This is a genomic window from Bradyrhizobium sp. CCBAU 53351 (assembly GCF_015291745.1).
Classification (GTDB): domain Bacteria; phylum Pseudomonadota; class Alphaproteobacteria; order Rhizobiales; family Xanthobacteraceae; genus Bradyrhizobium.
In genome coordinates this window covers 229,230-254,844 of sequence record NZ_CP030059.1, presented here as the reverse complement: position 1 = coordinate 254,844, position 25,615 = coordinate 229,230, and the positions used below count along the sequence as shown (strand labels likewise).

Annotated in this window: 27 protein-coding genes; 15 read left to right on the top strand and 12 right to left on the bottom strand. The window is 64.2% G+C overall.

The features are described from left to right. Positions 1-190: 190 nt before the first annotated feature. The 4 genes from XH83_RS01235 to XH83_RS01220 are packed head-to-tail and all read right to left on the bottom strand — an operon-like array spanning position 191 to position 2,635. Positions 191-1,003 (bottom strand): SDR family oxidoreductase, encoded by an 813-nt coding sequence (locus XH83_RS01235; RefSeq protein WP_194405299.1) that lies wholly within the window; start codon positions 1,001-1,003, stop codon positions 191-193. Between the two features lie 3 nt (positions 1,004-1,006). Further along, on the bottom strand, positions 1,007-1,453 hold the full coding sequence (locus tag XH83_RS01230; RefSeq protein WP_194405298.1) for a PaaI family thioesterase: 447 nt from the start codon (positions 1,451-1,453) through the stop codon (positions 1,007-1,009). Next, a complete protein-coding gene (locus XH83_RS01225; protein ID WP_194405297.1) occupies positions 1,450-2,253 on the bottom strand; it encodes a crotonase/enoyl-CoA hydratase family protein in 804 nt (267 codons plus the stop codon). The genes XH83_RS01230 and XH83_RS01225 overlap by 4 nt, the downstream gene beginning before the upstream one ends. 31 nt (positions 2,254-2,284) lie before the next feature. Further along, a complete protein-coding gene (locus XH83_RS01220; RefSeq protein WP_194405296.1) occupies positions 2,285-2,635 on the bottom strand; it encodes a hypothetical protein in 351 nt (116 codons plus the stop codon). Positions 2,636-2,740: 105 nt separating this feature from the next. Between XH83_RS01220 and XH83_RS01215 the strand changes: the two genes are divergently transcribed. Continuing rightward, positions 2,741-3,271: a TetR/AcrR family transcriptional regulator gene (locus XH83_RS01215; RefSeq protein ID WP_194405295.1), complete on the top strand. Its 531-nt coding sequence runs from the start codon at positions 2,741-2,743 to the stop codon at positions 3,269-3,271. Positions 3,272-3,330: 59 nt separating this feature from the next. Next, positions 3,331-3,528 carry a Trm112 family protein gene (locus XH83_RS01210; protein ID WP_194405294.1) on the top strand — a complete coding sequence of 66 codons (198 nt, stop codon included), beginning with the start codon at positions 3,331-3,333 and terminating at the stop codon, positions 3,526-3,528. Between the two features lie 102 nt (positions 3,529-3,630). Here XH83_RS01210 and XH83_RS01205 read toward each other — a convergent pair whose 3' ends face one another. Further along, positions 3,631-4,851 (bottom strand): ubiquinone biosynthesis hydroxylase, encoded by a 1,221-nt coding sequence (locus XH83_RS01205; protein ID WP_194405293.1) that lies wholly within the window; start codon positions 4,849-4,851, stop codon positions 3,631-3,633. Positions 4,852-5,056: 205 nt separating this feature from the next. Between XH83_RS01205 and tesB the strand changes: the two genes are divergently transcribed. Beyond that, positions 5,057-5,920: an acyl-CoA thioesterase II gene (gene tesB / locus XH83_RS01200; RefSeq protein WP_194405292.1), complete on the top strand. Its 864-nt coding sequence runs from the start codon at positions 5,057-5,059 to the stop codon at positions 5,918-5,920. 40 nt (positions 5,921-5,960) lie between these two features. Here the strand turns inward: tesB and XH83_RS01195 are convergent, their stop codons facing one another. After that, positions 5,961-6,851: a DUF4339 domain-containing protein gene (locus tag XH83_RS01195; protein WP_194405291.1), complete on the bottom strand. Its 891-nt coding sequence runs from the start codon at positions 6,849-6,851 to the stop codon at positions 5,961-5,963. 247 nt (positions 6,852-7,098) lie between these two features. On the opposite strand from XH83_RS01195, the gene XH83_RS01190 reads away from it, so the two are divergent. From XH83_RS01190 to XH83_RS01155, 8 genes are all read left to right on the top strand, one after another. After that, positions 7,099-7,437 (top strand): P-II family nitrogen regulator, encoded by a 339-nt coding sequence (locus XH83_RS01190; RefSeq protein WP_027535359.1) that lies wholly within the window; start codon positions 7,099-7,101, stop codon positions 7,435-7,437. A gap of 129 nt (positions 7,438-7,566) precedes the next feature. Beyond that, positions 7,567-8,868 (top strand): ammonium transporter, encoded by a 1,302-nt coding sequence (locus XH83_RS01185; RefSeq protein ID WP_194405290.1) that lies wholly within the window; start codon positions 7,567-7,569, stop codon positions 8,866-8,868. 307 nt (positions 8,869-9,175) lie between these two features. After that, positions 9,176-9,514 carry a P-II family nitrogen regulator gene (locus tag XH83_RS01180; protein WP_008142813.1) on the top strand — a complete coding sequence of 113 codons (339 nt, stop codon included), beginning with the start codon at positions 9,176-9,178 and terminating at the stop codon, positions 9,512-9,514. Positions 9,515-9,552: 38 nt separating this feature from the next. Continuing rightward, the gene (locus XH83_RS01175; protein WP_194405289.1) at positions 9,553-11,001 is read left to right on the top strand and encodes an ammonium transporter; all 1,449 of its coding nucleotides are present in this window, start codon (positions 9,553-9,555) and stop codon (positions 10,999-11,001) included. Positions 11,002-11,218: 217 nt separating this feature from the next. Beyond that, positions 11,219-11,623, top strand: coding sequence for a GFA family protein (locus XH83_RS01170; protein WP_194405288.1), 405 nt, complete (start codon positions 11,219-11,221; stop codon positions 11,621-11,623). Positions 11,624-11,905: 282 nt separating this feature from the next. Continuing rightward, positions 11,906-13,120 (top strand): aminotransferase class I/II-fold pyridoxal phosphate-dependent enzyme, encoded by a 1,215-nt coding sequence (locus XH83_RS01165; RefSeq protein ID WP_194405287.1) that lies wholly within the window; start codon positions 11,906-11,908, stop codon positions 13,118-13,120. 8 nt (positions 13,121-13,128) lie between these two features. Next, positions 13,129-15,609, top strand: coding sequence for a DNA translocase FtsK (locus tag XH83_RS01160; RefSeq protein WP_194405286.1), 2,481 nt, complete (start codon positions 13,129-13,131; stop codon positions 15,607-15,609). A 154-nt stretch (positions 15,610-15,763) separates the two neighbouring features. After that, the gene (locus XH83_RS01155; RefSeq protein ID WP_194408125.1) at positions 15,764-16,522 is read left to right on the top strand and encodes an outer membrane lipoprotein carrier protein LolA; all 759 of its coding nucleotides are present in this window, start codon (positions 15,764-15,766) and stop codon (positions 16,520-16,522) included. Here the strand turns inward: XH83_RS01155 and XH83_RS01150 are convergent. Beyond that, positions 16,494-17,510: a transposase gene (locus tag XH83_RS01150; protein WP_246776394.1), complete on the bottom strand. Its 1,017-nt coding sequence runs from the start codon at positions 17,508-17,510 to the stop codon at positions 16,494-16,496. The two genes, XH83_RS01155 and XH83_RS01150, sit on opposite strands and share 29 nt — an antisense overlap. Positions 17,511-17,805: 295 nt before the next feature. On the opposite strand from XH83_RS01150, the gene xth reads away from it, so the two are divergent. Then, positions 17,806-18,621, top strand: a complete 816-nt coding sequence (gene xth, locus XH83_RS01145; RefSeq protein ID WP_194405285.1) for an exodeoxyribonuclease III — start codon at positions 17,806-17,808, stop codon at positions 18,619-18,621. A gap of 25 nt (positions 18,622-18,646) precedes the next feature. On the opposite strand, the gene XH83_RS01140 is transcribed toward xth, so the two are convergent. After that, complete coding sequence (locus XH83_RS01140; protein ID WP_194405284.1) at positions 18,647-19,090, bottom strand: cyclic nucleotide-binding domain-containing protein; 444 nt, start codon at positions 19,088-19,090, stop codon at positions 18,647-18,649. Between the two features lie 58 nt (positions 19,091-19,148). Further along, complete coding sequence (locus XH83_RS01135) at positions 19,149-19,835, bottom strand: response regulator transcription factor (RefSeq protein WP_007598630.1); 687 nt, start codon at positions 19,833-19,835, stop codon at positions 19,149-19,151. A gap of 237 nt (positions 19,836-20,072) precedes the next feature. On the opposite strand from XH83_RS01135, the gene XH83_RS01130 reads away from it, so the two are divergent. Both XH83_RS01130 and XH83_RS01125 read left to right on the top strand, forming a co-directional pair. Beyond that, positions 20,073-20,609 (top strand): L,D-transpeptidase, encoded by a 537-nt coding sequence (locus XH83_RS01130; RefSeq protein WP_246776393.1) that lies wholly within the window; start codon positions 20,073-20,075, stop codon positions 20,607-20,609. Positions 20,610-20,614: 5 nt separating this feature from the next. Further along, positions 20,615-21,400, top strand: coding sequence for a 2-keto-4-pentenoate hydratase (locus tag XH83_RS01125; protein WP_194405282.1), 786 nt, complete (start codon positions 20,615-20,617; stop codon positions 21,398-21,400). 162 nt (positions 21,401-21,562) lie between these two features. Here the strand turns inward: XH83_RS01125 and XH83_RS01120 are convergent, their stop codons facing one another. Then, the gene (locus tag XH83_RS01120; protein WP_194405281.1) at positions 21,563-22,252 is read right to left on the bottom strand and encodes a YggS family pyridoxal phosphate-dependent enzyme; all 690 of its coding nucleotides are present in this window, start codon (positions 22,250-22,252) and stop codon (positions 21,563-21,565) included. Between the two features lie 108 nt (positions 22,253-22,360). Between XH83_RS01120 and XH83_RS01115 the strand changes: the two genes are divergently transcribed. Then, on the top strand, positions 22,361-24,058 hold the full coding sequence (locus tag XH83_RS01115) for a diguanylate cyclase domain-containing protein (RefSeq protein WP_194405280.1): 1,698 nt from the start codon (positions 22,361-22,363) through the stop codon (positions 24,056-24,058). On the opposite strand, the gene XH83_RS01110 is transcribed toward XH83_RS01115, so the two are convergent. Continuing rightward, entirely contained in the window at positions 24,055-24,765 is a 711-nt protein-coding gene (locus XH83_RS01110) for an HAD hydrolase-like protein (RefSeq protein WP_194405279.1), read from the bottom strand. The genes XH83_RS01115 and XH83_RS01110 overlap by 4 nt on opposite strands. A 59-nt stretch (positions 24,766-24,824) precedes the next feature. Then, on the bottom strand, positions 24,825-25,544 hold the full coding sequence (locus XH83_RS01105) for a hypothetical protein (protein WP_194405278.1): 720 nt from the start codon (positions 25,542-25,544) through the stop codon (positions 24,825-24,827). Between the last annotated feature and the right edge of the window lie 71 nt (positions 25,545-25,615).

Genomic DNA, 25,615 nt, shown 5'->3' with positions numbered 1-25,615 from the left:
AAGGAAGCAAAGGGGATGATGAAGTCAATCCGGTACGGGCACGCCGCGCTTTAGATAAGTTCTATTGTTGAGTTTAGACTGGTTCTAACATGGACGAAAACGTGAGCGCGCTCTGAGGAGAATGCGGATTCGGCCGACCAGTGCGGCCTTACGCCTCACGGTCCGGATAAACGGCCGGCCTCACCAGCTGTTACGCCGCGCTTCGCATTCCCGGATAGTTGTGCTGCAGCCAGTCCGTCCAACGGAGACGTCCGCGCACACCCTGGCTGACGACGAAGCCCATGTCGCGCGCCTTCGCCTCGGACAGGCCGATTGGCAGGATTTTCCGGTGCAGTTGCCTTGCATCCCGGTATTGGCGGGCGAAGGCAACGAGATCGAGAGCTTCGGGGCCACCAATCTCGGCACGTACGCCGCGCTCCCCGTCGAACGCGCAGGTCATGACGTGATCGGCGACATCCGATGTATCGACAGGATTGAACAGCGTGGTCGGCACCGGCCATACCGGGAGCCAAGCGAGGCTCGAGAGCAATTTGTCGAGCAGGTAATAGAACGGCATCGCGCGAACGATGGACCAGGACAAGGCCGAGGCACGCACCAGCTGTTCGCCGGCGAGCTTGATCCGTGCGTAGGGCAGGATTGCCTGCTCGAGCCCGACGATCGAAACATGCAGAAAATGCCGTGCATCGGCCTCCCTGCAGAGCGACAGCAGCCGCTCCGTTCCCTCGACATCCACGGCGGAAGGCGATCTGAAGAAATCGATCGGACGAACGCCGCCGCGCCGTGCGATCGGCGAATAGGTCGCCGCATTGATCACCGTATCGACGTCATGCAGGGCGTGCCGCAACCCCGCGCCTGTGGCGAGATCGCCTGTGGCCCATTCGACGTCCGTCCGTAGGCCGGGCGATCGTGCAAACACCCGAACGCGACGTCCGTCGCGAACCAGGCGATCGACGATATCCCGACCGAGATGCCCTGTACCTCCGGTGACGAGCGTCAGCGCCATGATTCAACTCCCGTCGGTCTTGCGCGACGGCTCGCCAGTGGGGACGAGCACGGTCTCGCCTGTCGCGACGAGGGTCAACGCATCTTGCTCATCGGCCGCGAACAGTTCGGCGCGGGCGAACACCTGCCTGCGCCCTGTGCGGAGCGTCGTTCCCTTGGCGAGGAAGGAGCGACCGATGGCCGGCCTCAGGCAGTTCATCGAGAAATGCGATGCGGTGACCGCGCCCACGAGCGTTGCTGCGGCGAACCCGCAGGCCGTGTCGAGCAGGGCCGCGATCAGGCCGGCGTGGAGATGCCCGGAATACTGGGTGAGCTCGTCGCGCCAATTCATGCGAATGGTCGCCTCGCCCTTGCCGGCCGCAACAACGTCGAAGCCCGCGGCGCGGTTGAACGCCGCGGACGCGTTGACCGCCTCGAGCGCTGGCAGGTCGAATCCGTGCGGCATGCTCATGCGCGGCTCCATCGTGGGGTACGGCCTTCGAGGTTGCTCCTGACCGCTTCGACATGATTGACGGAGCCGAGCAGCGCCGCCTGTTCGGCAGTCTCGGCGGCGAGACCGGTTGCCACCTGGCAAGTTGCGGACAGTTTGAGCAGCCGCTTGGCGGCACGAATCGCATCAGGGCTGCGGCCAGCCATCTCACGCGCCGTTGCCAGTGCCGCGGCCACGGGATCATCGACGAGCCGCGTTGCAAAGCCGTAGGTTACCGCCTCGTCGGCCGAGAAAACGCGCCCGGTATAGGTCAGCTCACGCACGATATCCTCGCGCGCGAGATGGCGCATCAATTGCGTGCCGCACATATCCGGCACCAGCCCCCATTTCGTCTCGATCACCGCGAGCTTCGTATCGGGCGCGAGGTAGCGCAGGTCCGCGCCGAGCGCGAGCTGGAAACCGCCGCCGAAGGCAATGCCGTGCACCGCTGCGATCACGGGCACCGGCAGCTCGCGCCAGAGCCAGACAAGGTGCTGGGCATAATTCGCGACGCCGTGGGTTCGCTGCGTGAGATCCACGGGCGGAAGCAGCGGCTCGCCTCGCGTCGTGGCGACAAGGCGCTCCAGGTCGAGGCCCGCGCAGAATGCGCGTCCCTCGCCGGAGAGCACGACGGCCCGAATCTCCGGGCTGTCGCGCAGGTCTGCGCCGGCTTCGATGAGCGCCGCGAACATCGCGGGATCGAGCGCATTCATCTTGTCCGGACGGTTCAGGCGGACGTGGGCCACGTCATCCACGACAGTCACACGGACGCGATCAGTCATCGTGCTCCTCCTTTGGCGCGGGCCGGCAGCCTCAATATCCGGCGACGGCCAGCGCGACCACGGCCGCGAGAGCCTTCCAGCCGAAGCCGCGTCCGCGCGACCACCACGCGTTGGCGACGGCCGCAAAGCCGTAGACGGCGACGATGGTCGCAACGATCCAGTGCCGCGCGCTGTCCGATCCCAGCATGGGCGCCGCAAGCAGCAGCACGCCGCCGCCGATCCAGGCGACCGCCCCGGCCTGCCAGACCAGGCGGATCAGCATGCGCAGGCTTTCCGGGGTGATGGTCGCCCTGGCGAACACCTTGGTTTCGCCCAGCACGCCATGGATCAGGGCGACAACGATTCCCGCGACGCCGGCACATTGCAGCAGCAGATCACGCATCGGCAGACCTCGCCTCCTCCGTCCATACAGTACCGTATGGAGAGATAGGCGCTGGTCTGCGTCCTGTCAATACACTAGTGTATGGTCAAATTCCGGGAACCCGACATGACCGACCAGCTTTCAGCCGACGACTGGATCAAGGCAGGCCTCAAGGCGCTCGCCAGCAGCGGCTTCACCGCGCTCAAGGCCGACCCGCTGGCAAAGGCCATGGGGGTGTCGCGCGGCAGTTTCTACTGGCATTTCGCCGATCTCGGCGCGTTCCACGCCGCCGTGCTGAAGCGCTGGCGCGAGATCGCGGCGGAGCAGATCATCGCCGACGTCGAGGCCGCCAGCGACGAGCCGTTGAAGGCGCTGCTGCGCAGGACGTTCGGCGCGCGGCTTGATCTCGAACGCGCGGTGCGCAATTGGGCGGCTTTCGATGCCGCTGCGCAAGGGGCCGTGCGCGCGATCGACCGCCGCAGGCTCGACTATATCGAGCAGCTGCTGGGAAAGCGCGGGCTCGGAGCGGCGACGGCGCAGGCCCGCGCACAGATTCTCTACTGGACGTTTCTCGGCTTCGCGCTTTCAGGCGCGCCGGTGCCGGCGGCACGGCTGCAGCCCATGCTCGACGAGGTCTTAACGATGGTCTCCGCTTGAGCCCGCGATGGGCGGTGGCGAATTTCTGTGCTAGAGGCAGCCGAACGCCGGAGACCAAAATGAATACGCCCACCGAACGTCCCGAAGCCAGCGTCGATCCCAAATTGCTGGAGATTCTCGTCTGCCCGCTGACCAAGGGCCCGCTGGAGTTCGATTCCGCCAAGCAGGAGCTGATTTCGCGCAGCGCCAAGCTCGCTTATCCGATCCGCGACGGCATCCCGATCATGCTGCCGGAAGAGGCGCGGAAGATCGATTGAGTTTCTCGTAGCCCGGATGGAGCGCAGCGCAATCCGGGAATCCTTGCGCTGACGGTGCAGCGACCCCGGATTACGCTGCGCTCCATCCGGGCTACGAAAATCCTACAACGCCTCGCCCTTCAACAGCCGTGGCACCTCGCCCGTGAGCCCGGCGGCCTGGCGGATGAAGAGGTTCTTCAGCGGCGGGGCGCGGTCGACGAGTCCGAGACCGATGTCACGGACGGTGCGCAGCAGCGTCGATTGGTTGGAAAACAGGAAGTTCAGCGAGTTGGTGGCAACGCCCATCGCCATGGTGTCGAAGCGGCGCCAGCGCTGGTAGCGCTCGAGCACGTCGGCGCCGCCGAGATCCATGCCGAGCCGCGCGGCATCGACCACGACTTCGGCCAAGGCCGCGACATCCTTCAAGCCCATGTTGAGGCCCTGGCCCGCAATGGGGTGGATGACATGGGCGGCATCGCCGACCAGCGCGAGGCGGGTGGCGATGAAGGAGCGCGCGACGAAATAGGACAGCGGAAACGCGCGCGGCTTGTCGAGCGCCTTGACCTCGCCGAGATGCAGGCCGAAGCGCTGCTCGAGCTCGGCGTGAAATTCCTCGTCGCTGAGCGCAACGATGCGCGCGGCCTCAGCCCGGCGCTCGGTCCACACCAGCGAGGAGCGCTTGCCGGAGAGCGGCAGGATCGCGAAGGGACCAGCCGGCAGGAAATGCTCCTCGGCGCGGCCCTCATGATCGCGCTCGTGGCCGACCGTGACGACGATGCCGGATTGATCATACTCCCAGCCATGAGTCGCGATGCCCGCGCGTTCGCGCAGCTTTGAGCGCGCGCCATCGGCGGCGACCAGAAGGCCGGCGGCGATCACGCTGCCGTCGCCCAGCGTCACGTCGATGCCTTCGGGCCGCGCATCGTAGGACGCCACGGTGGTGGCACGGAGATCGATGCCCTCGGCTTCCGCACGCGCCGTCAGCGCATCGATCAGCCGGCGGTTCTCGACCATATGCGCAAAGGGCTCGCCCGGCGCGACGTCGCCCGCGAAATTGAGGAAGACCGGACGGGTAGCGTCCTCCAGCTTGGAGTCAGTGACGACCATGTCGAGGATCGGCTGCGCCTCGGCCTTGACGTCCTCCCAGGCGCCGATCGCCTCGAACAGGCGGCGGCAGGCGGCCACGATCGCGGTCGCGCGGGGGTCGCGGCTGGGACGTGTCGCGAGCGCGGGATCGGCGACGATGACGGGGATCTCGGGGCCGAGCCCCTGGCGTAACGCCAAGGCCAGCGCGAGGCCGGCAAACGCGCCGCCGCCAATGACAATGCTTCCCTGTACCGACATACCCAAATTCCCGGTCAATTCTCGGTCTTGCTAGCAGACTTGAGCTGGGCGAAACAGTGCGGTGAAACAAGGGCGGCGAGCCCTTCGTTCCCGTCATTCCGGGGCGCGCAATGCGCGAGCCCGGAATATCGAGGTTATCAGCTCGGGATTCCGGGTTCATCGCTGGCGCGATGTTCCGGAATGACGAGACAATTGAAAGCACCCGATGTCCAAGAGCCTGATCGACCTCATTTCGATCCTCGACCTCGAACAGCTCGAGGTGAACCTGTTCCGCGGCAACAGCCCGAAGACGAGCTGGCAGCGCGTGTTCGGCGGCCAGGTGATCGGACAGGCGATGGTCGCGGCCTGCCGCACCGTCGAGGGGCGGCTGCCACATTCGCTGCATTGCTATTTCATCCTGCCCGGCGATCCGCAGATCCCGATCATCTACCAGGTCGAACGTCTGCGCGACGGCAAGAGCTATTCGACCCGCCGGGTCACCGCGATCCAGCACGGCAACGCCATCTTCTCGATCATGGTCTCGTTCCATGCCGAGGAGGAAAGCGCCTTCGATCACCAGGACAAGATGCCCGACGTGCCACCACCGGAGAAGCTCACGGCAGAGGAGGTGGCGAAGCAGCCGATGTTCAAGGAGATGCCGGAGTTCATCCGCCGCTATTATGAATCGGACCGGCCGATCGAGCTGCGTCCGGTCGAACTCGGCCGCTATTTCGGCCAGAAGATCGACGACGGCCGCATCCATGTCTGGATCAAGACCGCCGCGAAGCTGCCCGACGACCCGGCGCTGCACATGTGCGCGCTCGCCTATGCCTCGGACTTCTCGCTGCTGGATGCGATCATGGCGCGCTATGGCCGCACGCTGTTCGACAAGCGCATGATGCCGGCGAGCCTCGATCACGCCATGTGGTTTCACCGCCCATTCCGCGCCGACGAATGGCTGCTCTACGCCCAGGATTCGCCGAATGCGCGCGGCGGCCGCGGCTTGACCCGCGGCTCGATCTTCAAGCCCGACGGCACATTGGTCGCCTCCGTCGCGCAGGAAGGCTCCGTGCGCGAGCGCAAGGGATGATCACCTCGAACGCGAGGTCTCGCGTTCGAGGCTTTCGAGATCAAGCACCAAGAGACCCGCGCGGAGCGAGCTCGGTCTGCGACGCGAACCAGTTCATGATCCAGCGATACACCCACGGAATCGGGATGATCAGGCTGCTCAGGATCGCAGCGACGATGCCGCGCCAGAGGATGTCGAGGCCCGAGCCCTTGAACACGATCTCGCGCCGCGTGCCCTCGATGCTGCGGCAGAACCAGCGCATCTGGGCTGCGGCGACCCAGGCCCAGCCGATGATGGTGATGATGGAAATCGCAAACAGCAAATTCCAGCCGATATAGGCCCAGACCGAGCCGGTGAAGCTCAAGCCCAGCGGCTGCCCGCTGGAGGCGAGGTTGGCGATCATCCATTTGACCAGCAGCCAGTAGAGCACGATCTGGACGATGAACAGCAGATTGCTCAGCAGCTGGCTGCCGACGAAACCGATCGCGATCGCCAGAACGATGAAGCCGAAGAACCATGGCACCAGCGTCATCGCAGTGCCGGTGAAGCTGAGATTCGGCCGTCCGGGGACCTTCACGCAGGGCACGATCCAGTTCAGGTACCAGACAAATAGCCACGGCACCGGGATGATGAAGCACGAGCCAATCACGAAGACGAGCGTGCGCCAGGTGAACTCGAGGATGCCGAAATCGACGGCCAGCGATCCGCCGCCGGCGTCACCAGCAGAAACACGGGAGCCCATCATCGGCGGGCCGCCCGCCGGGATCATCGGCGGCGCGCCGCCGCCCCCGACCAGGCCGGGGATTTCGGCGGCCTTCTGCCAGCCGGCCATGCCCTCGGTCCACACCAGCGTATCCGGGCGCACCACACCCTGGGCAACGAGGTCGCGGAATTGCCCTTCCGGAAAGGGCCCCTGCTGCTTGCCCTCGGATGCGTAGAACCAACTCGCCATGAAGCGTCCCCTCAAAATACTTATGTACCGCTCGGCCGGCCCGGGTTCACCGTAATCCATGCCAAAAATGCATTGTGAAGGATGAACGGTTGCCCTGTACAGAGGCGGCCGTTCACATGACCGCCCTTGGCCAAACGTTTTTGCGCTTCAATCTGCAAGTTTTTTGTGCCATTTGCCCGGAAAGATGCCAGATTGACGCAGCGCCGGGGACATACGGCGCGGCGCATCCCGGGGAATAGGCCTGACCATGAAACTCGTCGTCGCGATCATCAAACCCTTCAAGCTCGATGAGGTCCGCCAGGCCCTGACGGCGATCGGCGTCCACGGCATGACTGTGACCGAGGTGAAGGGTTATGGCCGGCAGAAGGGCCATACCGAGATCTATCGCGGCGCCGAATATGTCGTGAACTTCCTGCCCAAGCTGCGCATCGAAATCGCGGTGGCCTCCGACATCGCCGACAAGGCCGTCGGTGTGATCACGGCCTCCGCCCGCACCGGGCAGATCGGCGACGGCAAGATCTTCGTCACGCCGATCGATCACGCGCTGCGCATCCGCACCGGCGAAACCGACAGCGACGCGCTTTAGATTCTTGTTTTGACGCGTTTTCTTCACGCGAACCGGTATCCACTTCGCGCGAAAACACTTTGATCTTCTTCGATCGCACCAGCAACGACGCTAGCTTGTGTGACGCCAATTGATGCCGGGGGGAACGATATGGCGGGATTGTTGCGCCGCGCAGCTGTCATGGCTGCGCCGATCGGAATTGCGTTGGTCATGGCCGCGCCGGCGCAAGCCGCGACAAGTGAGATCAACGCCGCCGATACCGCCTGGATGATCGTCGCCACCGCGCTGGTGCTGATGATGACGATCCCGGGCCTCGCCCTGTTCTATTCCGGCATGGTGCGCAAGAAGAACGTGCTCGCCACCATGGCGCAGAGCCTCGCCGCGGTCGCGCTGATCTCCATCCTCTGGGTCGCGTTCGGCTATTCGCTCTGCTTCGTCGGCGATGGCCCGTGGATCGGCACGCTCGACCGCTGGTTTCTCGCCGGCATGACCATGGACAGCGTCAATCCGGCGGCGAAGACCATCCCTGAAGCGCTGTTCATGCTGTACCAGATGACGTTTGCCATCATCACGGTGGCGCTGGTCGCAGGCTCGGTCGCCGACCGGATGCGGTTCTCCGCCTATCTTCTGTTCTCCGTGGCCTGGTTCATCTTCGTCTACATTCCGCTGGCGCATTGGGTGTGGGGCGGCGGCTTTCTCAACAGCATGGGCGTGCTGGATTTCGCCGGCGGCCTCGTGGTGCACCTGTCGGCCGGCACCTCCGGCCTCATTGCGGCGAAGGTGATGGGGCGTCGCCAAGGCTACGGCTCCGAAAATCTCTCGCCGTTCGATCTGTCGCTCGCGGTGATGGGCACCGGCCTGCTGTGGGTCGGCTGGTTCGGCTTCAACGGCGGCTCGGCCGGCGCGGCCAATTCACGCGCGGTGATGGCGATCATCGCCACGCATCTTGCGGCCTGCTCAGGCGCGTTGACCTGGGGTGCGATCGAATGGTCGACGCGGCGCAAGCCCTCCGTGCTCGGCATGATCTCCGGCGCGGTGGCCGGGCTTGGCACCATCACGCCGGCCTCCGGCTTCGTGGCGCCCTGGCACGGCATCGTCATCGGCATTGTCGCCGGTGCGGTCTGCTATTGGGCCTGCACCTGGCTGAAGCACCGCTTCAACTATGACGATTCGCTCGACGTGTTCGGCGTCCACGGCATCGGCGGCCTGACCGGGACCCTGCTCGCCGGCGTGTTCGCAACCAGCGCCATCGGCGGCACCGCCGGCCTGTTCGAGGGCCATCCGCAGCAGGTGCTGATCCAGTTGTACGGGATCGCCGCCACCTTCGTCTGGTCGGCCGGCGTGAGCTTCGTCCTGCTCAAGCTGGTCGGCCTGTTCGTGCCACTGCGCGTATCCCGTGAGCACGAGCTCGAAGGGCTGGATATTTCGCAACACGGCGAAGCCCTGCAATAACGCTGACGCTACGTAATTACCTTTTTGCTGCCCGACACATGAGCAACATTGTGTCGGCAGCCTGTCGTGCACTCCTTTTGAGCAGGCATGACCACGTTTTGGGCGCGACGGAATAGCGCACCGCACTGCAATACCCGCCAAACGCGAAAACCCCCGTTTTCATAGTCCATTAGGCAACGCGCCCGATCTGGCACGGCATTTGATTCTATGGGTCCGGCTGTGCCCGCGTAGTGAACTTCTCCCTCGTGGCGAACCAGTCGAGAACGCCCGGCCATGTCCGGACCGGGCCCAAGCGGGGATAGGACCCATGAAAATTGTTATGGCGATTATCAAGCCATTCAAGCTGGAAGAAGTCCGTGACGCCCTGACCGCCATCGGCGTTCACGGTCTCACGGTGACGGAAGTCAAGGGATATGGCCGCCAGAAGGGCCATACGGAAATCTATCGCGGTGCCGAATATGCCGTGAGCTTCCTGCCCAAGATCAAGATCGAGGTCGCTGTCGCCTCCGACCAGGTCGACAAGACCATCGACGCCATCACGTCCGCCGCCAAGACCGGACAGATCGGCGACGGCAAGATCTTCGTCATCAACCTTGACCACGCGGTGCGTATCCGCACCGGCGAGGCCGATGCCGCGGCCCTTTGATTTCGCGCTCAACCATTATCCAATCAGGAGTGAATAATATGACGTTCAAGCGTCCCTATGGCGCGGGATTGGCGGCTCTCGCAGTCGGCCTGTTCGCTGCGACCGCAGCCTACGCCGAGCCAACGGTCAACAAGGGAGACAACGCCTGGATGCTGACATCGACAGTGCTCGTGCTGTTGATGACGATTCCCGGCCTCGCGCTGTTCTACGGCGGTCTCGTCCGTTCCAAGAACATGCTCTCCGTCCTGATGCAGGTGTTCTACACCGTCTGCGTCGTCACCGTGATCTGGGCCGTGTACGGCTACAGCCTGGCCTTCACCGGCGGCTCCGACTTCATCGGCGGCTTCTCCAAGGCCTTCATGATGGGCGTCACCACCGACTCGAAGGCCGCGACCTTCTCGGTCGACGCCAACATCTCGGAGCTCATCTACATGTGCTTCCAGATGACCTTCGCGGCGATCACCCCCGCCCTCATCGTCGGCGCCTTTGCCGAGCGCATGAAGTTCTCGGCGATCGCGCTGTTCATCCCGCTCTGGGTCACGCTGATCTACTTCCCGATCGCGCACATGGTCTGGTACTGGCCGGGCCCGGACATGATCCAGGACGCTGCCAAGGCTCTTGCCGCGGCGACTGACGCGGCGGCGAAGACCGCGGCGCAGGCCAAGCTCGACGAGATCAACGCCGACGCCGGCTGGATCTTCAAGAAGGGCGCGATCGACTTCGCGGGCGGCACCGTGGTGCACATCAACGCCGGCATCGCAGGCCTCGTCGGCGCTCTCCTGATTGGCAAGCGCGTCGGTTACGGCAAGGAGCTGATGGCTCCGCACTCGCTGACCATGTCGATGATCGGCGCCTCGCTGCTCTGGGTCGGCTGGTTCGGCTTCAACGCCGGCTCCAACCTCGAAGCCAACGGCGGCGCAGCGCTCGCCATGACCAACTCCTTCGTCGCCACCGCGGCCGCCGCGCTGTCGTGGATGTTCGCGGAGTGGATCATCAAGGGCCATCCGTCGGTGCTCGGCGTCATCTCCGGCGCTGTCGCGGGCCTCGTGGCTGTCACCCCCGCCGCCGGCTTCTCCGGCGTGATGGGCGCGATCGTCCTCGGCCTCATCGTCGGCGTGGTCTGCCTGTTCTTCTGCACCGTCGTGAAGAACGCGCTCGGCTATGACGACTCCCTCGATGTGTTCGGCGTGCACTGCGTCGGCGGCATCGTCGGCGCCCTCGGCACCGGCATTCTCGTCAACCCCGCCCTCGGCGGCGCCGGCATCATCGACTATACCGCGATCCCGCCGAAGGTCGCCGACTACGACTTCGCGGCGCAGATGATGTCCCAGATCTGGGGCGTCGGAACTACGCTGGTGTGGTCGGGCGTCGGTTCGGCGATCCTCTACAAGGTCGTCGACGTGATCGTCGGTCTGCGCACCAATGTCGAGAGCGAGCGTGAAGGCCTCGACATCACCGAGCACACCGAGCGCGCCTACAACATGTAAGGCTCCTCCCGGGCGCGGTCTCCCCGGAGACCGCGTCCACAACTACGGTCCGGGCACATACCCGGCAATGCCCTGACCGTTGAGGGGCTCCAGCGCAAGCTGGAGCCCCTTTCTTTTCGCGCGGCTGTTTTTGATTTCGCAGCGAAGAAAGGGATTGCCATTCCGCACCGGCGGCGCAGAAATGTCGCCCATAAGAAACAACAAGCGGGAGGTCGTCATGCGTTTGGAAGGCGGATGTTATTGCGGCGAAGTGCGCTACCAGGCCGAGGGCGACCCGATGATGCAGGCCCAGTGTCATTGCCGCGAGTGCCAGTACATCTCGGGCGGCGCGCCCAACACCTTCATCGCGATGCCGGTGGCCGGCTTCAGCTACACCAAGGGTCAGCCCAAGCAGTTCACCCGCAAGGACCTCGAACGCGCCGTCACGCGTGAGTTCTGCGCCGAATGCGGCACCCATCTGGTGACCAAGGTTCCGGGCCTGCCCGCCGTGGTGGTGAAGGTCGGCACGCTGGACGATCCGACCCAGTTCCATCCGCAGATGGCGATCTACACCTGCGACATCCAGGAATTCCATGCGATCCCCGCGGGCATGAAGACGTTCGAGAAACTGCCGGGGCGCTGAGGCCGGGAGGCTTGCCAAGCTCGTCATGCTCGGGCTTGTCCGGGGCATCCAGTTTCTTGAGTGCTGCCCGAAAGGCGTGGATGGCCGGGACAAGCCCGGCCATGACGCAGCCCCCGAACACGCCCGCATCCCGTTGTTATCCGGCCTCAATATTCCAGCTCTGGACGCACCTGCCGACCGATGGTTAATCGCGTCTTAACCTCGCCCTATCTATGGTGAACTGAACCGCTTCCCGCCGGCGCCGTGCTGCGACCGGCTGTTCCAAGAGTACTGGCGCCCAGAATGGTCATGACCGCTTCATCCCGTGCGCCGCAGGCCGGTGGAAGCTCCAACAACGAACGCTCGCCCTTCGTCCGTCTGAACGAGCTGCTGGCGCCGCATCAGCCTGGCAAGCCCTTGATTTCGCTTGCGGTCGGCGAACCGCAGCATCCCGTGCCCGATTTCGTCGGGCCGGTGCTGGCCAAGCACATCGCCGATTTCGGGCGTTACCCGATGAACCAGGGCACCGACCCGTTCCGCCAGGCCGCAAGCGCCTGGATGTCGTCGCGCTTCAAGCTGCCGCGGGCGCTCGACCCCAAGGGCGAGATTCTCGTGCTCAATGGCAGCCGGGAGGGCCTGTTCCTCGCCGCGATCGCAGCCGCGCGCTATGTCGGCCCGCGCCCCGGCAAGCCCGCCATCCTGATGCCGAACCCGTTCTATCCAGTCTATGGCGCCGGCGCTCTCGCTGCCGCCTGCGAGCCAGTCTATCTGCCGACCACGGTCGAAAACGGCTTCCTGCCTGATCTCGACGCCATCGACGAGGCAACGCTGGCGCGCACCGTGGCGTTCTATCTGGCCTCGCCTGCCAACCCGCAAGGCTCGGTCGCCTCGCGCGATTACTTCACGCGCCTGAAGCGCCTCGCCGATCGCTACGGCTTCATGATCCTCAGCGACGAATGCTATTCGGAGATCTACACCCGCGAAGCGCCGGGCAGCGCGCTCGAATGCGCGGGCGCGGATTTCACCCGCGTGGCCGCGTTCCAGTCGCTATCGAAGCGCTCGAACCTGCCGGGCCTGCGCGTCGGCTTCGCCGCCGGCGACAAGATATTCATCGGCATGTTCCTGGAGCTGCGCAACATCGCAGCGCCCCAGGTGCCGGTGCCGCTGCAGCATGTCGCGACCTTCGCCTACGGCGACGAAGCGCATGTCGAGGAGAACCGCAGGCTGTACCGGATCAAGTTCGACCTCGCCGACCAGATCATCGGCAACCGTTACGGCTATCGCCGGCCCGATGCCGGCTTCTGCGTCTGGCTCAATACGTCGGGGATCGGCGACGACGTGTCCGTGACGCTCAAGCTTTTCAAGGAAGCAGGTGTGCGCGTGGTGCCCGGCAGCTTCCTGGCGCGACAGCAACCTGACGGATTCAATCCCGGCGCGGGCTACATTCGTCTCGCGCTGGTGCAGGATGGTGAGACCACGGCGCAGGCGTTGCATCGCCTGGTCGAGACTCTGGGTTAGGCGGGCCCGTGAGCATGTCGGCAATCGAACGTGTCATTCCACTGGTCGGCCATCTGCCGCCATCGATCCGTGAGGGTCTGGCGCGGCGCATGCGCGAACTCTCCGGCCTCGGCCTGATCGCGCTGGCGGGCGTCGCCTCGGCCGCGCTGATGACCTGGTCGGTGCAGGATCCCAGCCTCAGCCACGCCACCTCGCGGCCGATCCGCAACATCCTCGGCTATGCCGGCGCGATCGGCGCCGATCTTGCGATGCAGATCCTCGGGCTCGGCGCGATCATGCTGGTCTTGACCGTCGCGGTCTGGGGCTGGCGCATGATGACGCATCGCCCGTTCGACCGCGAAGCGCTGCGGCTCGGCTCCTGGATTCTCTGCACGGTCATCGCGGCGGGCTTCGTCAGCTGCTGGCCCCATGGCGGCGCATGGCCACTGCCAACCGGCCTCGGCGGCGTCGTCGGCGATGCCCTGGTGCGCGCGCCCGCGGTGATTTTCGGACCGCCGGGCACGATCTATCGCATCGTGCTCGGCACGATCCTGTTCGCTGCGATGGCCGCGACCTTTCTGATTGCCTGCGGCCTCGGCGCCCGTGAGCATGACGACGAGCTCGCGGAGATCGAGGACGACGACAAGCCGCTCGAGGAAGACGATGAGAGCGATCGCGGTTCGGTGTCGCTGGGCTGGCTGTTCCATGCGCTGATGAGCACGAAGGCGCGGCTGATCTGGCTGTGTGGCGCCGCCTACCGTTCGCTGGTCTCGAGCGGACCGAAGACCAAGGCCGTGGCGTTCAGCCGGCAGGAGCCGAATCTCGGAGGCGGGCGCTCCGCGCCCTCGATCTCGCCGCAGTCCGACGACGAAGACGACGAGGATCAGCACGAGGAAGAGGAAGACGAGGAGGAGGAAGAGGAGGAGCCCGTCGCGCGCGCACCGCGCAAGAAGGCTTCGCCGAAGGCCTCCCCCAAGAAATCCTCCGACAAATTCGAGCTTCCGTCCGTGTCCGTGCTGGCCGCGCCCAAGGCCGGCGATCGCCAGCCGCTCAGCAAGGCCGAGCTGGAAGCCAATTCGCGCTCGCTCGAAGGCGTGCTGCAGGATTTCGGCGTGCGCGGCGAGATCGTGAAAGCCAATCCAGGCCCCGTGGTCACGCTGTACGAGCTGGAGCCCGCGCCCGGCATCAAATCCTCGCGCGTGATCGGGCTTGCCGACGACATCGCCCGCTCGATGAGCGCGCTGTCGGCGCGCGTCGCCGTCGTGCCTGGCCGCAACGCCATCGGCATCGAGCTGCCGAACGCGCATCGCGAAAAGGTCTATTTGCGCGAATTGCTGATCGCCAAGGAAGCAACCGACACGGTGGCCAAGCTGCCGCTCTGCCTCGGCAAGACCATCGGCGGCGACCCCGTCATCATCGACCTCGCGCGCACGCCGCACATGCTGATCGCCGGCACCACCGGCTCCGGCAAATCGGTCGCCATCAACACCATGATCCTCAGCCTGGTCTACCGGCTGCGCCCGGACCAGTGCCGCCTGATCATGGTCGATCCGAAGATGCTCGAACTCTCCGTCTATGACGGCATTCCCCATCTGCTCACGCCCGTCGTGACCGACCCGAAGAAGGCGGTGGTCGCGCTGAAATGGGCCGTGCGCGAGATGGAAGAGCGCTACAAGAACATGGCCAAGCTCGGTGTGCGCAACATCGACGGCTACAACACGCGCCTGCTCGAATTGAAGGCCAAGGGCGAGGAGCCGACGCGCACGGTGCATACCGGCTTCGACAAGGAGACCGGCAAGGCGATCTACGAGGAAGAGAAGCTCTCGCTCGACCCGCTGCCCTACATCGTCATCATCGTCGACGAAATGGCCGACCTGATGATGGTCGCCGGCAAGGACATCGAAGGCGCGGTGCAGCGCCTCGCGCAGATGGCGCGCGCCGCCGGCCTGCACGTGATCCTGGCGACGCAGCGTCCGTCGGTCGACGTCATCACCGGTACCATCAAGGCGAACTTCCCGACCCGCATCGCCTTCCAGGTCACGTCCAAGATCGACAGCCGCACCATTCTCGGCGAGATGGGCGCCGAGCAATTGCTCGGCCAGGGCGACATGCTCTACATGGCCGGCGGCGGCCGCATCAGCCGCGTGCACGGGCCCTTTGCGTCCGACGACGAAGTCGAGAAGGTGGTGCGTCACCTCAAGACGCAGGGACAACCGGAATATCTCGAGGCGGTGACCGCCGAAGAGCCGACCGAAGACGAGGACGGCGGCGCCGTGTTCGACGCCAGCGGCATGGGCGCGGACGGCGGCGGCGATCTCTTCCAGCAGGCCGTTGCGATCGTCAAACGCGACCGCAAGGCTTCGACCAGCTATATCCAGCGCCGCCTGCAAATCGGCTATAACCGCGCCGCATCGCTGATGGAACGCATGGAACTGGAAGGCATCGTCGGACCCGCCAACCACGCCGGCAAGCGCGAGATTCTGGTCGAGGAAGAAGACAGCCATATGTGAGGCGAGGAGCCTCGACGAGACATCATTTCACGCAAAATCGATATCTGCTTTTGCCCGAAATCACGCTAAAAGGCGCCTAGACATACAGGACGACGCGTTGATCAGACATCCGGACATTCGATTCGCTGCCAATATCGCTGCGCGAAGCGCGCGCGTGGCCGGCGTGCTGCTCGTCACTGCCGCGATGGTGACCGCGACGTCGTTCGCGCAGACCGTGCCGGTGCCGAAGCCCGCGCCGAAGGGCCGTGATGGTGCTCAATCCGGGGGCAGTGGACCCGCTGTCACCGGCGCGACGCAGACGCCGCCGAATCCAGTGATCCCCGATCCGCGCCGCAACGTGCCGAGCAGCATCTTCCAGACCTTCGATGCCAACCAGAAGGCGCAGGCGGCCAAGGTCAGCGCCTATCTCTCGTCGCTTTCGACGCTGGTCGGGAATTTCGTCCAGGTCGGCCCCGACGGCAGCAAGACGCAGGGCGATTTCTACATCCAGAAGCCGGGCAAGGTGCGCTTCGAATATGACGCGCCGAGCCCGATCGACATCGTCGCGGACGGATCGTCGCTGGTGGTGCGCGACCGCAAGCTCGCGACCCAGGACGTCTATCCGCTGTCGCAGACGCCGCTGCGCTTCCTGTTGTCCGACCGCATCGACCTGATGAAGGACACCAATGTCGTTGGCGTCTCGGCCGACGACGTCTTCGTCAGCGTCACCATCGAGGAGAAGCAGGCGCTGGTCGGCACCAGCCGCCTGCTCTTGATGTTCGGCGCCAAGGACGGCCAGCTCAAGCAGTGGACCGTCACCGATCCGCAGGGCTACGACACCACGATCGCGGTCTACAATCTGGATTCGAGCAAGAAGCTCGATCCCGGCATGTTCAAGATCGATTTCACCAATTACGGCCCGGCGCCGGGCTAGTCCCGTCTCGTGTCCCGGACGCGACGCAGCGCGTAGCGGTGCGGCGCATAGCCGGTCTAGTGTACAGGTACGGCTTTCGATCGCGGATGATGGCGTTGAGGACCGTCAACAGCTTCCTGGCAACGGCAATGAGAGCGAGCTTGGCAGGTTTACGGGCCTGTCGCAGTCGAGCGTAGAAGGCCTTGAATGGATCGGCCCGGCGGACCGCATTGAGAGCGGCCATGTAGAGGGCATCGCGGACGCGCTTTCGGCCCCCGACGATCTTCCGCTTGCCGCGGTAAGCGCCGCTGTCGACGTTGAAGGGAGCCAGGCCGGCGAGCGCGGCCACCTGCTTCGGTCCCACTTTTCCGAGTTCCGGCATCTGCGCGATCAGCTGCATGCAGGTTACGGGGCCCACGCCGGGAAGTGACCGCATCAACTGCGCATCATCGGAGACCTCCGGCTCAGTCTTGATCAGTGCGCTAATATCGGCCTCGATTGCGGCGATCTCATTGTCGAGGACTTCAATGAGCCGACCGATGCGATCGGCCATGGCGCGGTCCTCGGCCTCGCTGCGCCTGTTCTTCTCCTGGGCACGCATGAGAACCAGTTGATCCCGCCGTTTTGCAAGCCCCGCCAGGGCATTGCGGGCAGGATTGGCAGCCTGCTCAGCGGCAGGCTGCATGGCCCGGGCAAAGCTCGCCAGCATCCGGGCATCGATCGGGTCGGTCTTGGCGAGCTGGCCGCTGGCGCGCGCAAAGTCCCGGGCCCGGGCCGGGTTGATCCGGGCAAAGCGGATGCCGGCCTGGCTGAGCGCCTCACGAAGCTCAAGGTCATAGACGCCCGTGGCTTCAAAGACGACCAGCACATCGCAGCGCCAACGCGCCGCGATCTGTGTGATGGCCTGCGGCGCGTTGGCGATGCGCTCCGGCACGCCCAGGCTCTCATCGAAGATATCGAGATATCGTTTGGAGACGTCGATTCCGACGTAACGAGGGCGTATGATCATGGTGCCTGTCCCTGTGATGCGAGGTCTGTTGGCGCAGCCTCGTGCAACTGTTCAGGTTGATAAATGGAACGGGCGGGAGACCGAGCCGGCTCACGGCGTCAAGCGCCAAGGACCCAACGGCTTCCCGCCCACTCCACCATGACAGGATTTCGATACACAGGGACCCAGAATGCAGCGCAGTGGGCCCCGACTCTGCAGCGCGTCCGGGGCACGAGAGATTGTCGTGGATGGCCATAGTCGGTCTATCGCGCACGGGTGCTTTCCCCGCGCCAATCCATGCTAAGACGCATTTCCCATGCGTTTTTCCCTGACAACCTGGAACATCAATTCGGTGCGGCTGCGCATCGATCTGGTCGCGAAATTCCTCAAAAGCGCGCGGCCCGACGTGCTGTGCCTGCAGGAGACCAAGTGCATCGACGATGCCTTCCCGCTGAAGCGCTTCAAGCGACTCGGCTATGAGCACGTCGCGCTGAACGGGCAGAAGGGCTATCACGGCGTCGCCATCGTCTCGAAGATTCCGTTCGAGTCAAAGGACATCCGTACCTTCTGCGACAAGGTGGATTCGCGCCACATCTCCGTTTCGTTCGGCGAGAAGGCGAATATCGCAAAGCCGCTGGTGCTGCATAATTTCTACGTGCCCGCCGGCGGCGACATTCCCGATCCCGCGGTGAACGAGAAGTTCGATCACAAGCTTCGCTTCCTCGACGAGATGAAGGCGTGCGAGCCGCTGCATCCGCGCGGAGAGGATCGCCACATCCTGGTCGGCGATCTCAACGTCGCCCCGCACGAGAACGACGTGTGGTCGCACAAGCAGCTGCTGAAGGTCGTCTCGCACACGCCTGTCGAAACGGAAAAGCTCCAGGCCGCGCTCGAGGCCGGCGAATGGGTCGACGTCGCACGTGACCGCATTCCGATGTCCGAGAAGGTCTACACGTGGTGGAGCTATCGCTCCGCCGACTGGACCGTCGGCGATCGCGGCCGCAGGCTCGACCACATCTGGGTGTCGCGCGCATTGAAGGATGCCGTCAGCGATTTCAAAATCCTGCGCGATGCGCGGAGCTGGGAGCGGCCGTCCGACCATGTGCCCGTGACGGTGACGCTGGACGTATAAGTTCGTAGCCCGGATGGAGCGGTAATCAGGACGTCAGCTTCGCGCCCGCCATCAAGATGTCGCTCGCGATCTGGCTCGAGCGCACCGCGAATTCATCGCGCAGGCGAACGGCAGCAGCGGGGTCACTCTCGAGCACGCGCTGGAACAGGCTGCGGGCGACGCGGATGACGGAGGAGTGCTCCAGAGCGATCGCGCTCGACGGACGCTTCATCGGCACCACCAGCGCGAGCTCGCCGATCAGCGCGCCGGGACCGGCGATCATTTCGGCGCCGGCGCCGTCGTCGACCCGGAACGCGCCGCGCTGGACCACGAAGCCGGCATCGGCGTCGTCGCCGAGATTGAACAGGGTGTCGCCGCGGACGAAGTCACGCTGCTCGGACCCGATCGCCAGCATGCGCAACGAGGCGTCGCCCAACAGGCGCAGTGTCGGGACTCGCTCGAGAAGCGCTACGTCGTCGTCGATTGACATTCAGATCCGAGGCTCAAGGGCATGCGATCTAAAACGATTCGCACGCCCTTCAAGCGTATCACGGCACCAGCTTGTAGCCACCGGCTTCCGTGACCAGGATTTCCGGGTTGGCGGCGTCCTTCTCGATCTTCTGGCGCAGGCGGTAGATGTGGGTTTCCAGCGTGTGGGTGGTGACGCCGGAATTATAGCCCCAGACCTCCTGGAGCAGGGTCTCGCGCGAGACCGGCATCTGGCCGGCGCGGTAGAGGAAGCGGAGGATGGCGGTTTCCTTCTCCGTCAGGCGCACCTTGCGGGCATTGGCCGCGGTGAGCATTTTCGAGCCGGGACGGAAGGAGTAGGGGCCGACCGAGAACACCGCGTCCTCGCTGGCCTCGTGCTGGCGGAGCTGGGCGCGGATGCGGGCCAGCAGGACGGCGAAGCGGAAGGGCTTTGCCACATAGTCGTTGGCGCCGGATTCCAGCCCCAAAATCGTATCGGAATCGGTGTCGTGACCGGTCAGCATGATGATCGGAGCCTTGAAGCCACCCTTGCGCAGGGAGCGGACCACCTCACGGCCGTCGGTGTCCGGCAGGCCGACATCCATCAGAACGAGATCGGGGGCATTGGCCTTGGCGGCGCTCGCGCCCTTGGCGCCGGTATCGACGGCGGAGGCCTCAAATTCTTCGTGTAGCGATAATTGCTCCACCAACGTATCGCGCAGATCGGTATCGTCATCCACGATCAGGATCTTGCGGGCATTGGCCATAGGGGGTCATCCTTTTGGGGTCCGGCTCGGCGCGCATCCAATGCCGCACCCAGCCGTGAGGGGAAGTTTAGGGGTCGCTGTTGTTATTGTTGTTCGTGTTGAAGTAGTGGGCTGTCACCGATTCACAAGCCAGAACCACTCTAACTCAGAATAGCAGGGCGTTTCGATGAATGTCCTGTAATGAATTCGACATTGCACGTTCACATGAAAAATAGAGCTGTTTCAGTCGGTTACACCATGAATCGAAGTGCCGGACCGCTTCGAACGATCCGCGTTAAGCCTGCCGCCGGCAATCCGCGGCGAGGCTGGCTGATCGCGGGCTCGCTGACCATTCCGGTCGCGCTGGGGCGGGGCGGCATCCTGGCCAACAAGCGCGAGGGCGACGGCGGCACCCCCCGAGGCAGCTTCCGTCCCCGGCGATTGTGGTGGCGGGGCGACCGGCACAGCCGTCCGCAGAGCTTCTTGCCGGCCCGGACCATCACGGCAGCCGACGCCTGGTGCGAGGATCCGAAGGACCGCCATTACAACCAGGGAATCCGGCTGAGCGAGGGGCAGGGCGGCGACCGCCTCAAGCGCACAGATCATCTCTATGACTTCATCATCGAGATCGACCACAATACCAGGCCGCGGATTGCCGGCCGCGGCAGCGCGGTATTTTTGCACCTGGCCCGCGACAATTTCGGCCCGACTGCGGGCTGCGTCTCGATGACGAAATCTGCGATGCTGCAATTGGTTCGGCGCCTGGGCCCACAAACAAGAATCATCATCGGGTGAGACCAATGCTCGACAAGGATCAGATCGCGGCCGCATCGCGCGTGCTCGTTCAACATTGGCGCGACGGCTCCAAGCTTGACGCGCTGGAGGCTCCGGTGCGACCGCAGAGCCGAATCGAGGGCTACGCCATCCAAGCTGCGCTCGAAACCCAGTCTCTGGGAGAATTGTTCGGCTGGAAGATCGCAGCCACGAGCGTATCAGGACAGCAGCACATCAATGTCACCGGACCGCTGGCCGGTCGCATCATGAGCGACACGGTCATCGCCGACGGAGGGACTGCGTCGATGAAGGGCAACGAGATGCGCGTGGGCGAGCCTGAATTCACCTTCCGCATGGGACGCGACCTGCCGCCGCGCCCAGCGTCGTACACCGTCGACGAGGTGCTGTCCGCCGTCGACAGCTTCCATCCCGCGATCGAGATTCCCGATTCGCGCTTTGGCGATTTCGCCAGCGCCGGCGAGGCGCAGCTCATCGCCGACAATGCCTGCGCGCATCTGTTCGTGCTGGGCGAGGCGACGGCTGCGAACTGGCGTACGATGGATCTCGTCGAGGAGCGGCCGCAGATCACGGTGCGCGGCGAGCGTTATGTCGGTCACGGCAAGAACGTGCTCGGCGATCCCCGCGTCGCGCTCGCCTGGCTCGCCAATGAGCTCTCCGGGCTCGGCATCACCTTGCGGGCAGGGCAGGTGGTGACGACCGGCACGTGCCATCCACCGCTGCCGATTGCGGCCGGCGATCACATGACGGTGGACTTTGGGGTGTTGGGGACGGTGGCGGTGGGGTTCGTGTAGGCAACTCACACTCTCCTGTCGTCCCTGCGAACGCAGGGATCCATAACCCCAGGGAGAAGTTTGGCGAAGACCGGAGTCACCTAACTTTCGCCGGTACGAACACCGGTGATCAAATGAGAGATCACGCGGTATGGGTCCCTGCCTTCGCAGGGACGACAGCAATCACCTGTGCCCGAAGATCGCACTTCCCACCCGCACATGGGTGGCACCCAGCATGATTGCGGTGGCGAAATCCGCGCTCATGCCCATCGAGAGATTGGTCAATCCATTGCGCGCGGCGATCTTGGCGGTCAGCGCGAAATGCGCGGCCGGCGGTTCGTCGACCGGCGGGATGCACATCAAGCCCGATATCGTCAGCCCATAGGTGTCGCGGCAGCTGGCGAGGAAGGCGTCGGCCTCTCCGGGCGCGATGCCGGCCTTCTGCGGCTCCTCGCCGGTGTTGATCTGGACGAAGAGCTGCGGGTGCTTGTTCTGTGATTTGATTTCCTTGGCTAACGCTTGGCAAATGCTCGGACGGTCCACCGAGTGGATGGCATCGAACAGCGCGACCGCCTCTTTCGCCTTGTTGGATTGCAACGGTCCGATCAGATGCAGCGCGATGCCGGGGTAAACAGACGTTAACGCGGGCCACTTGCCTTTGGCCTCCTGCACCCGATTCTCACCGAATACGCGCTGTCCGGCGTCGATGATCGGGATAATGGCGTCCGCGGCGAACGTCTTGGACACGGCGATCAGCGTCACGGAGGCGCGATCGCGCCGCGCATCCTTGCAGGCGCGTGCAATTTCGGCTTCGACCGCGGCAAGCGCGTTTGGTGAATGGCCGGTTACCGGCGCGGCGTTTTCATCTGTCATGACGTCGACTGATTAAGGACGTAACTGGGGTAAGTCCAATTTTACCGAGTTCAAGAAAGAGTTTTTGAACCCTTCGCTTTACCTTGCCCATCGGGGTGGGTAGCGAAGATGGCAAGCATCAGTCTCAACCGCAAGCGAGCGAAACTCAAGCAGGTTCTCGGGATCCGAGCGCGGCTTGCGTTGCTCGCGGTGATTCTGGTGGCACCCTTGATGCTCGAGCGCATTCGTTCGCTCGAAGACACCCGCGCCCGGCAGATCGCGCAGGCCACGATTGAATTCACCACCGTCGCAAGGCACAGCGCCGACGCGCAGCGCGAGGTGATCTCGTCGGTCGAGACCATCCTGAAGTCGGAAGCTTTCATCCGCGCCTCCGCCGGCGGCGTCAGCAAGAGCTGCGACGTGCTGCGCGCGAGCCTGCCGTCGAATCTGCCCTGGATCCGTACGCTTCTGATCGCAGGCCAGGACGGACGCATCCAATGCGCCACCAACAACATGTATGTCGGCCTCGACCTCAGCGACCGGCCGTATTTTCAGCAGGCCCAGGAAACCGGCCGCTTCGTGCTGAGCGATTTCATCCTGTCGCGCCCGGTGCAGACGCCAACCGTCATGGCGGTCTACCCGGTGTCCGCCTTCAGCGGCGTCGCCGATGCCGTCGTGCTCGCCACGGTCAACCTCGACTGGATGTCGAAGGTGATGAGCAATCTGGGCGGCCGCGCCGGCATCACCGCCGTGCTGGTCGACAGCGCAGGCACCGTGCTGGCCGCGCCGGCCGACCAGCACAGCGCGGTCGGCCGTCCGCTCGACAACATGCCGCTGATGTCCGCCATCGCCGACCGGGCGCTGCGCTCAGACCAGGACGAGGGCGCGCTGTCTTTCCTCGCCGCCGACGGCTCGCGCCGCGCGGTCAGCTACATCCGCATCGCGGGCACCAATGCCCGCCTGATCGCCAGCATCGACGAGGACAAGGTGTCCGCGGCGGTCAGCCGCGACATCCGCACCGCCTATCTCCAGCTCGCTTTCGTCGTGGTGTTCGTCCTGCTCGGCGCGCTGATCGCTGCCGAGAAGCTCGTCATCAAGCCGATCGAGATGCTGGTCGACATGGCCAAGCGTCTCGGCGAGGGCGATCTGTCGGCCCGCGCGGCGCGCAATCGCCTGCCGGCCGAGTTCGTGCCGCTGGCCCGCGCGTTCAACGCGATGGCCGCGCAACTGAGCCAGCGCGAACGCGAGCTGATCGCGAGCAACGACCGGCTGACGGTGATGGCCTCGATCGACATGCTCTCGGGCCTTGCCAACCGCCGCGGCTTCCAGAGCCGGCTCGACTTCGAATGGATGCGCGCGCAGCAATATGGCAGCGACCTCGCGCTGCTGATGATCGACGTCGACCATTTCAAGCTGTTCAACGACACCTATGGTCATCTCGAAGGCGATTCCTGCCTGACCAGGCTCGGCGAATCGCTGTCCGGCATCGCCGCCGACACGATGGGCTTTGCGGCGCGCTATGGCGGCGAGGAATTCTGCCTGCTGCTGCCGAACACCGATGTGAACAGCGCCGTGAAAATCGGCGAACAGGTGCGCGCGGCGGTGCTGAAACTGTGCCTGCCGCACATCACCTCGGCCCATATGATCGTCACCGTCTCGATCGGCGTTGCCGCGACGAAGCCCAACGAGGCCTTGCGTCCCGGCGATTTGATCGAAGCCGCCGACGCCGCGCTCTACGCCGCCAAGCACCGTGGCCGCAACAATGTCGTCGAGCACGGCATCCAGGCGATCGAGAGCGGCGCGGCTGATATGATGATGGCGGGCTAATATCGCCCGGCGGCGGCGGTCAGGCCGGTATCGACAAAGCCTGCCCTTGTCTCGACATACGCGACGCGAAAATCGTCCGGCGACTTGGCAAAGTGCCGGCATCCAGCCGCCTTCAGTTCGTCCTCGGACCCATATCCCCACAGGGCACCAATCGGCAGCACGCCGTTGTCGATTGCCCCGATGATATCGTAGGAGCGGTCACCCACCATCACAGCCTTGCTGCTGTCCGCCTGCGCGGCCGCAAGGGCCCGGCCGACGAGATCGGTCTTGGTATCGGTTTCGGCCAGTCCGGCACCGATCACGCCAGCCACATAGCGATCGAGCTTGAGATAGCTCACCACCTCGATCGCCTGGTTCTGCGGTTTGGAGGTCACCACCCAGATCGCCGAACCGCGCATCTGGATGCTGCGAAGCAGATCAATTACGCCCGGATACAATTCATTGGCAACGATGCCGGTCCGCTCGAAAAGCGCACGGAAGGCCGTCATTCCGTGGTCGATTTCAGCTTGGCTGACGTCGGGGCGCATCGCGCGAAACACCTGAGGCAGCGGCGTTCCCAGGAAGGTCTTGAGCCGGGCGTCCGGCACCCCGTGGACACCGATCACCTCCAGGCCGCGGCGAAACGCAGGATAGAGGCCTGCCCTAGAATCGGTCAGGGTTCCGTCGAGGTCGAAGAAATAGGCCTGCATGCCCCCAATATAGGTCATCGGGCGGCGATCCGAAACCGGCCAATGCGCGGGGGGCTCCGAGAGCTGTTGATGGCCGGCTAAGCAACCTCATCCTCTTCGTCTTGCGACTGCGTCAGCACCGCGGTCAGCAGGCTCGCCATCTTGGCGACATGCCGTTCGTAGTTCTTGCGGGCCGCGCGCAGCAACCCGGCACTGATCAGGAAGTAGATGCCGGCCATGACAAGAAAGCGGCCGAAGCCACCTGCCGAATCGAAGATGCCGTTGATGAAGGCCGAAATGACGAGCGCGAGAAAGACGGCGAGGAAGGAAATCAGAAGATTGAGCTGAAACTCCAAATGATACCAGTACTGCTCCCGGACATAGGCCAGCTTTTCGGGACCAATCCTCTCGACCAGGATGATCTCGGGATCGGTCCACTGATCGAAGCTTTCCTTCAACGTGGCGTCGTTCAGTCCGAGCACCGTCCAGCTCTTGTCGCGCAGCATTTGCGAGAGTCTGGCGTGCAGCGCGGACAAATCGCTGTTCTTGATCTTGAACGGATTGCGCACGAGCAAGTCGTTCAATCCCATGAAGACGATGATGTTGGACAGCAATCCGACGAAGATCGACGCCGGGAATGCGATGATCAACAGCGTCGAGGCCTGACTGCTGTTACCGAGAATCTTCAGGACATAGGATTCGTAGCCCCTGTACTGAGCGATGTCGGCTTCGACGATGCCAAATGCACACAGCCACACCAGACCCGGAAGGAAGGTCTTGATCAGGCTTCCAAAGGTGACGGCGCCGAAAATGTTCATTGCGCGGCTCAGCCTGACTGGAGGGCTTGCCTGTACAACCTAAGGTAAAATGAATCGAATGGGAATACCCG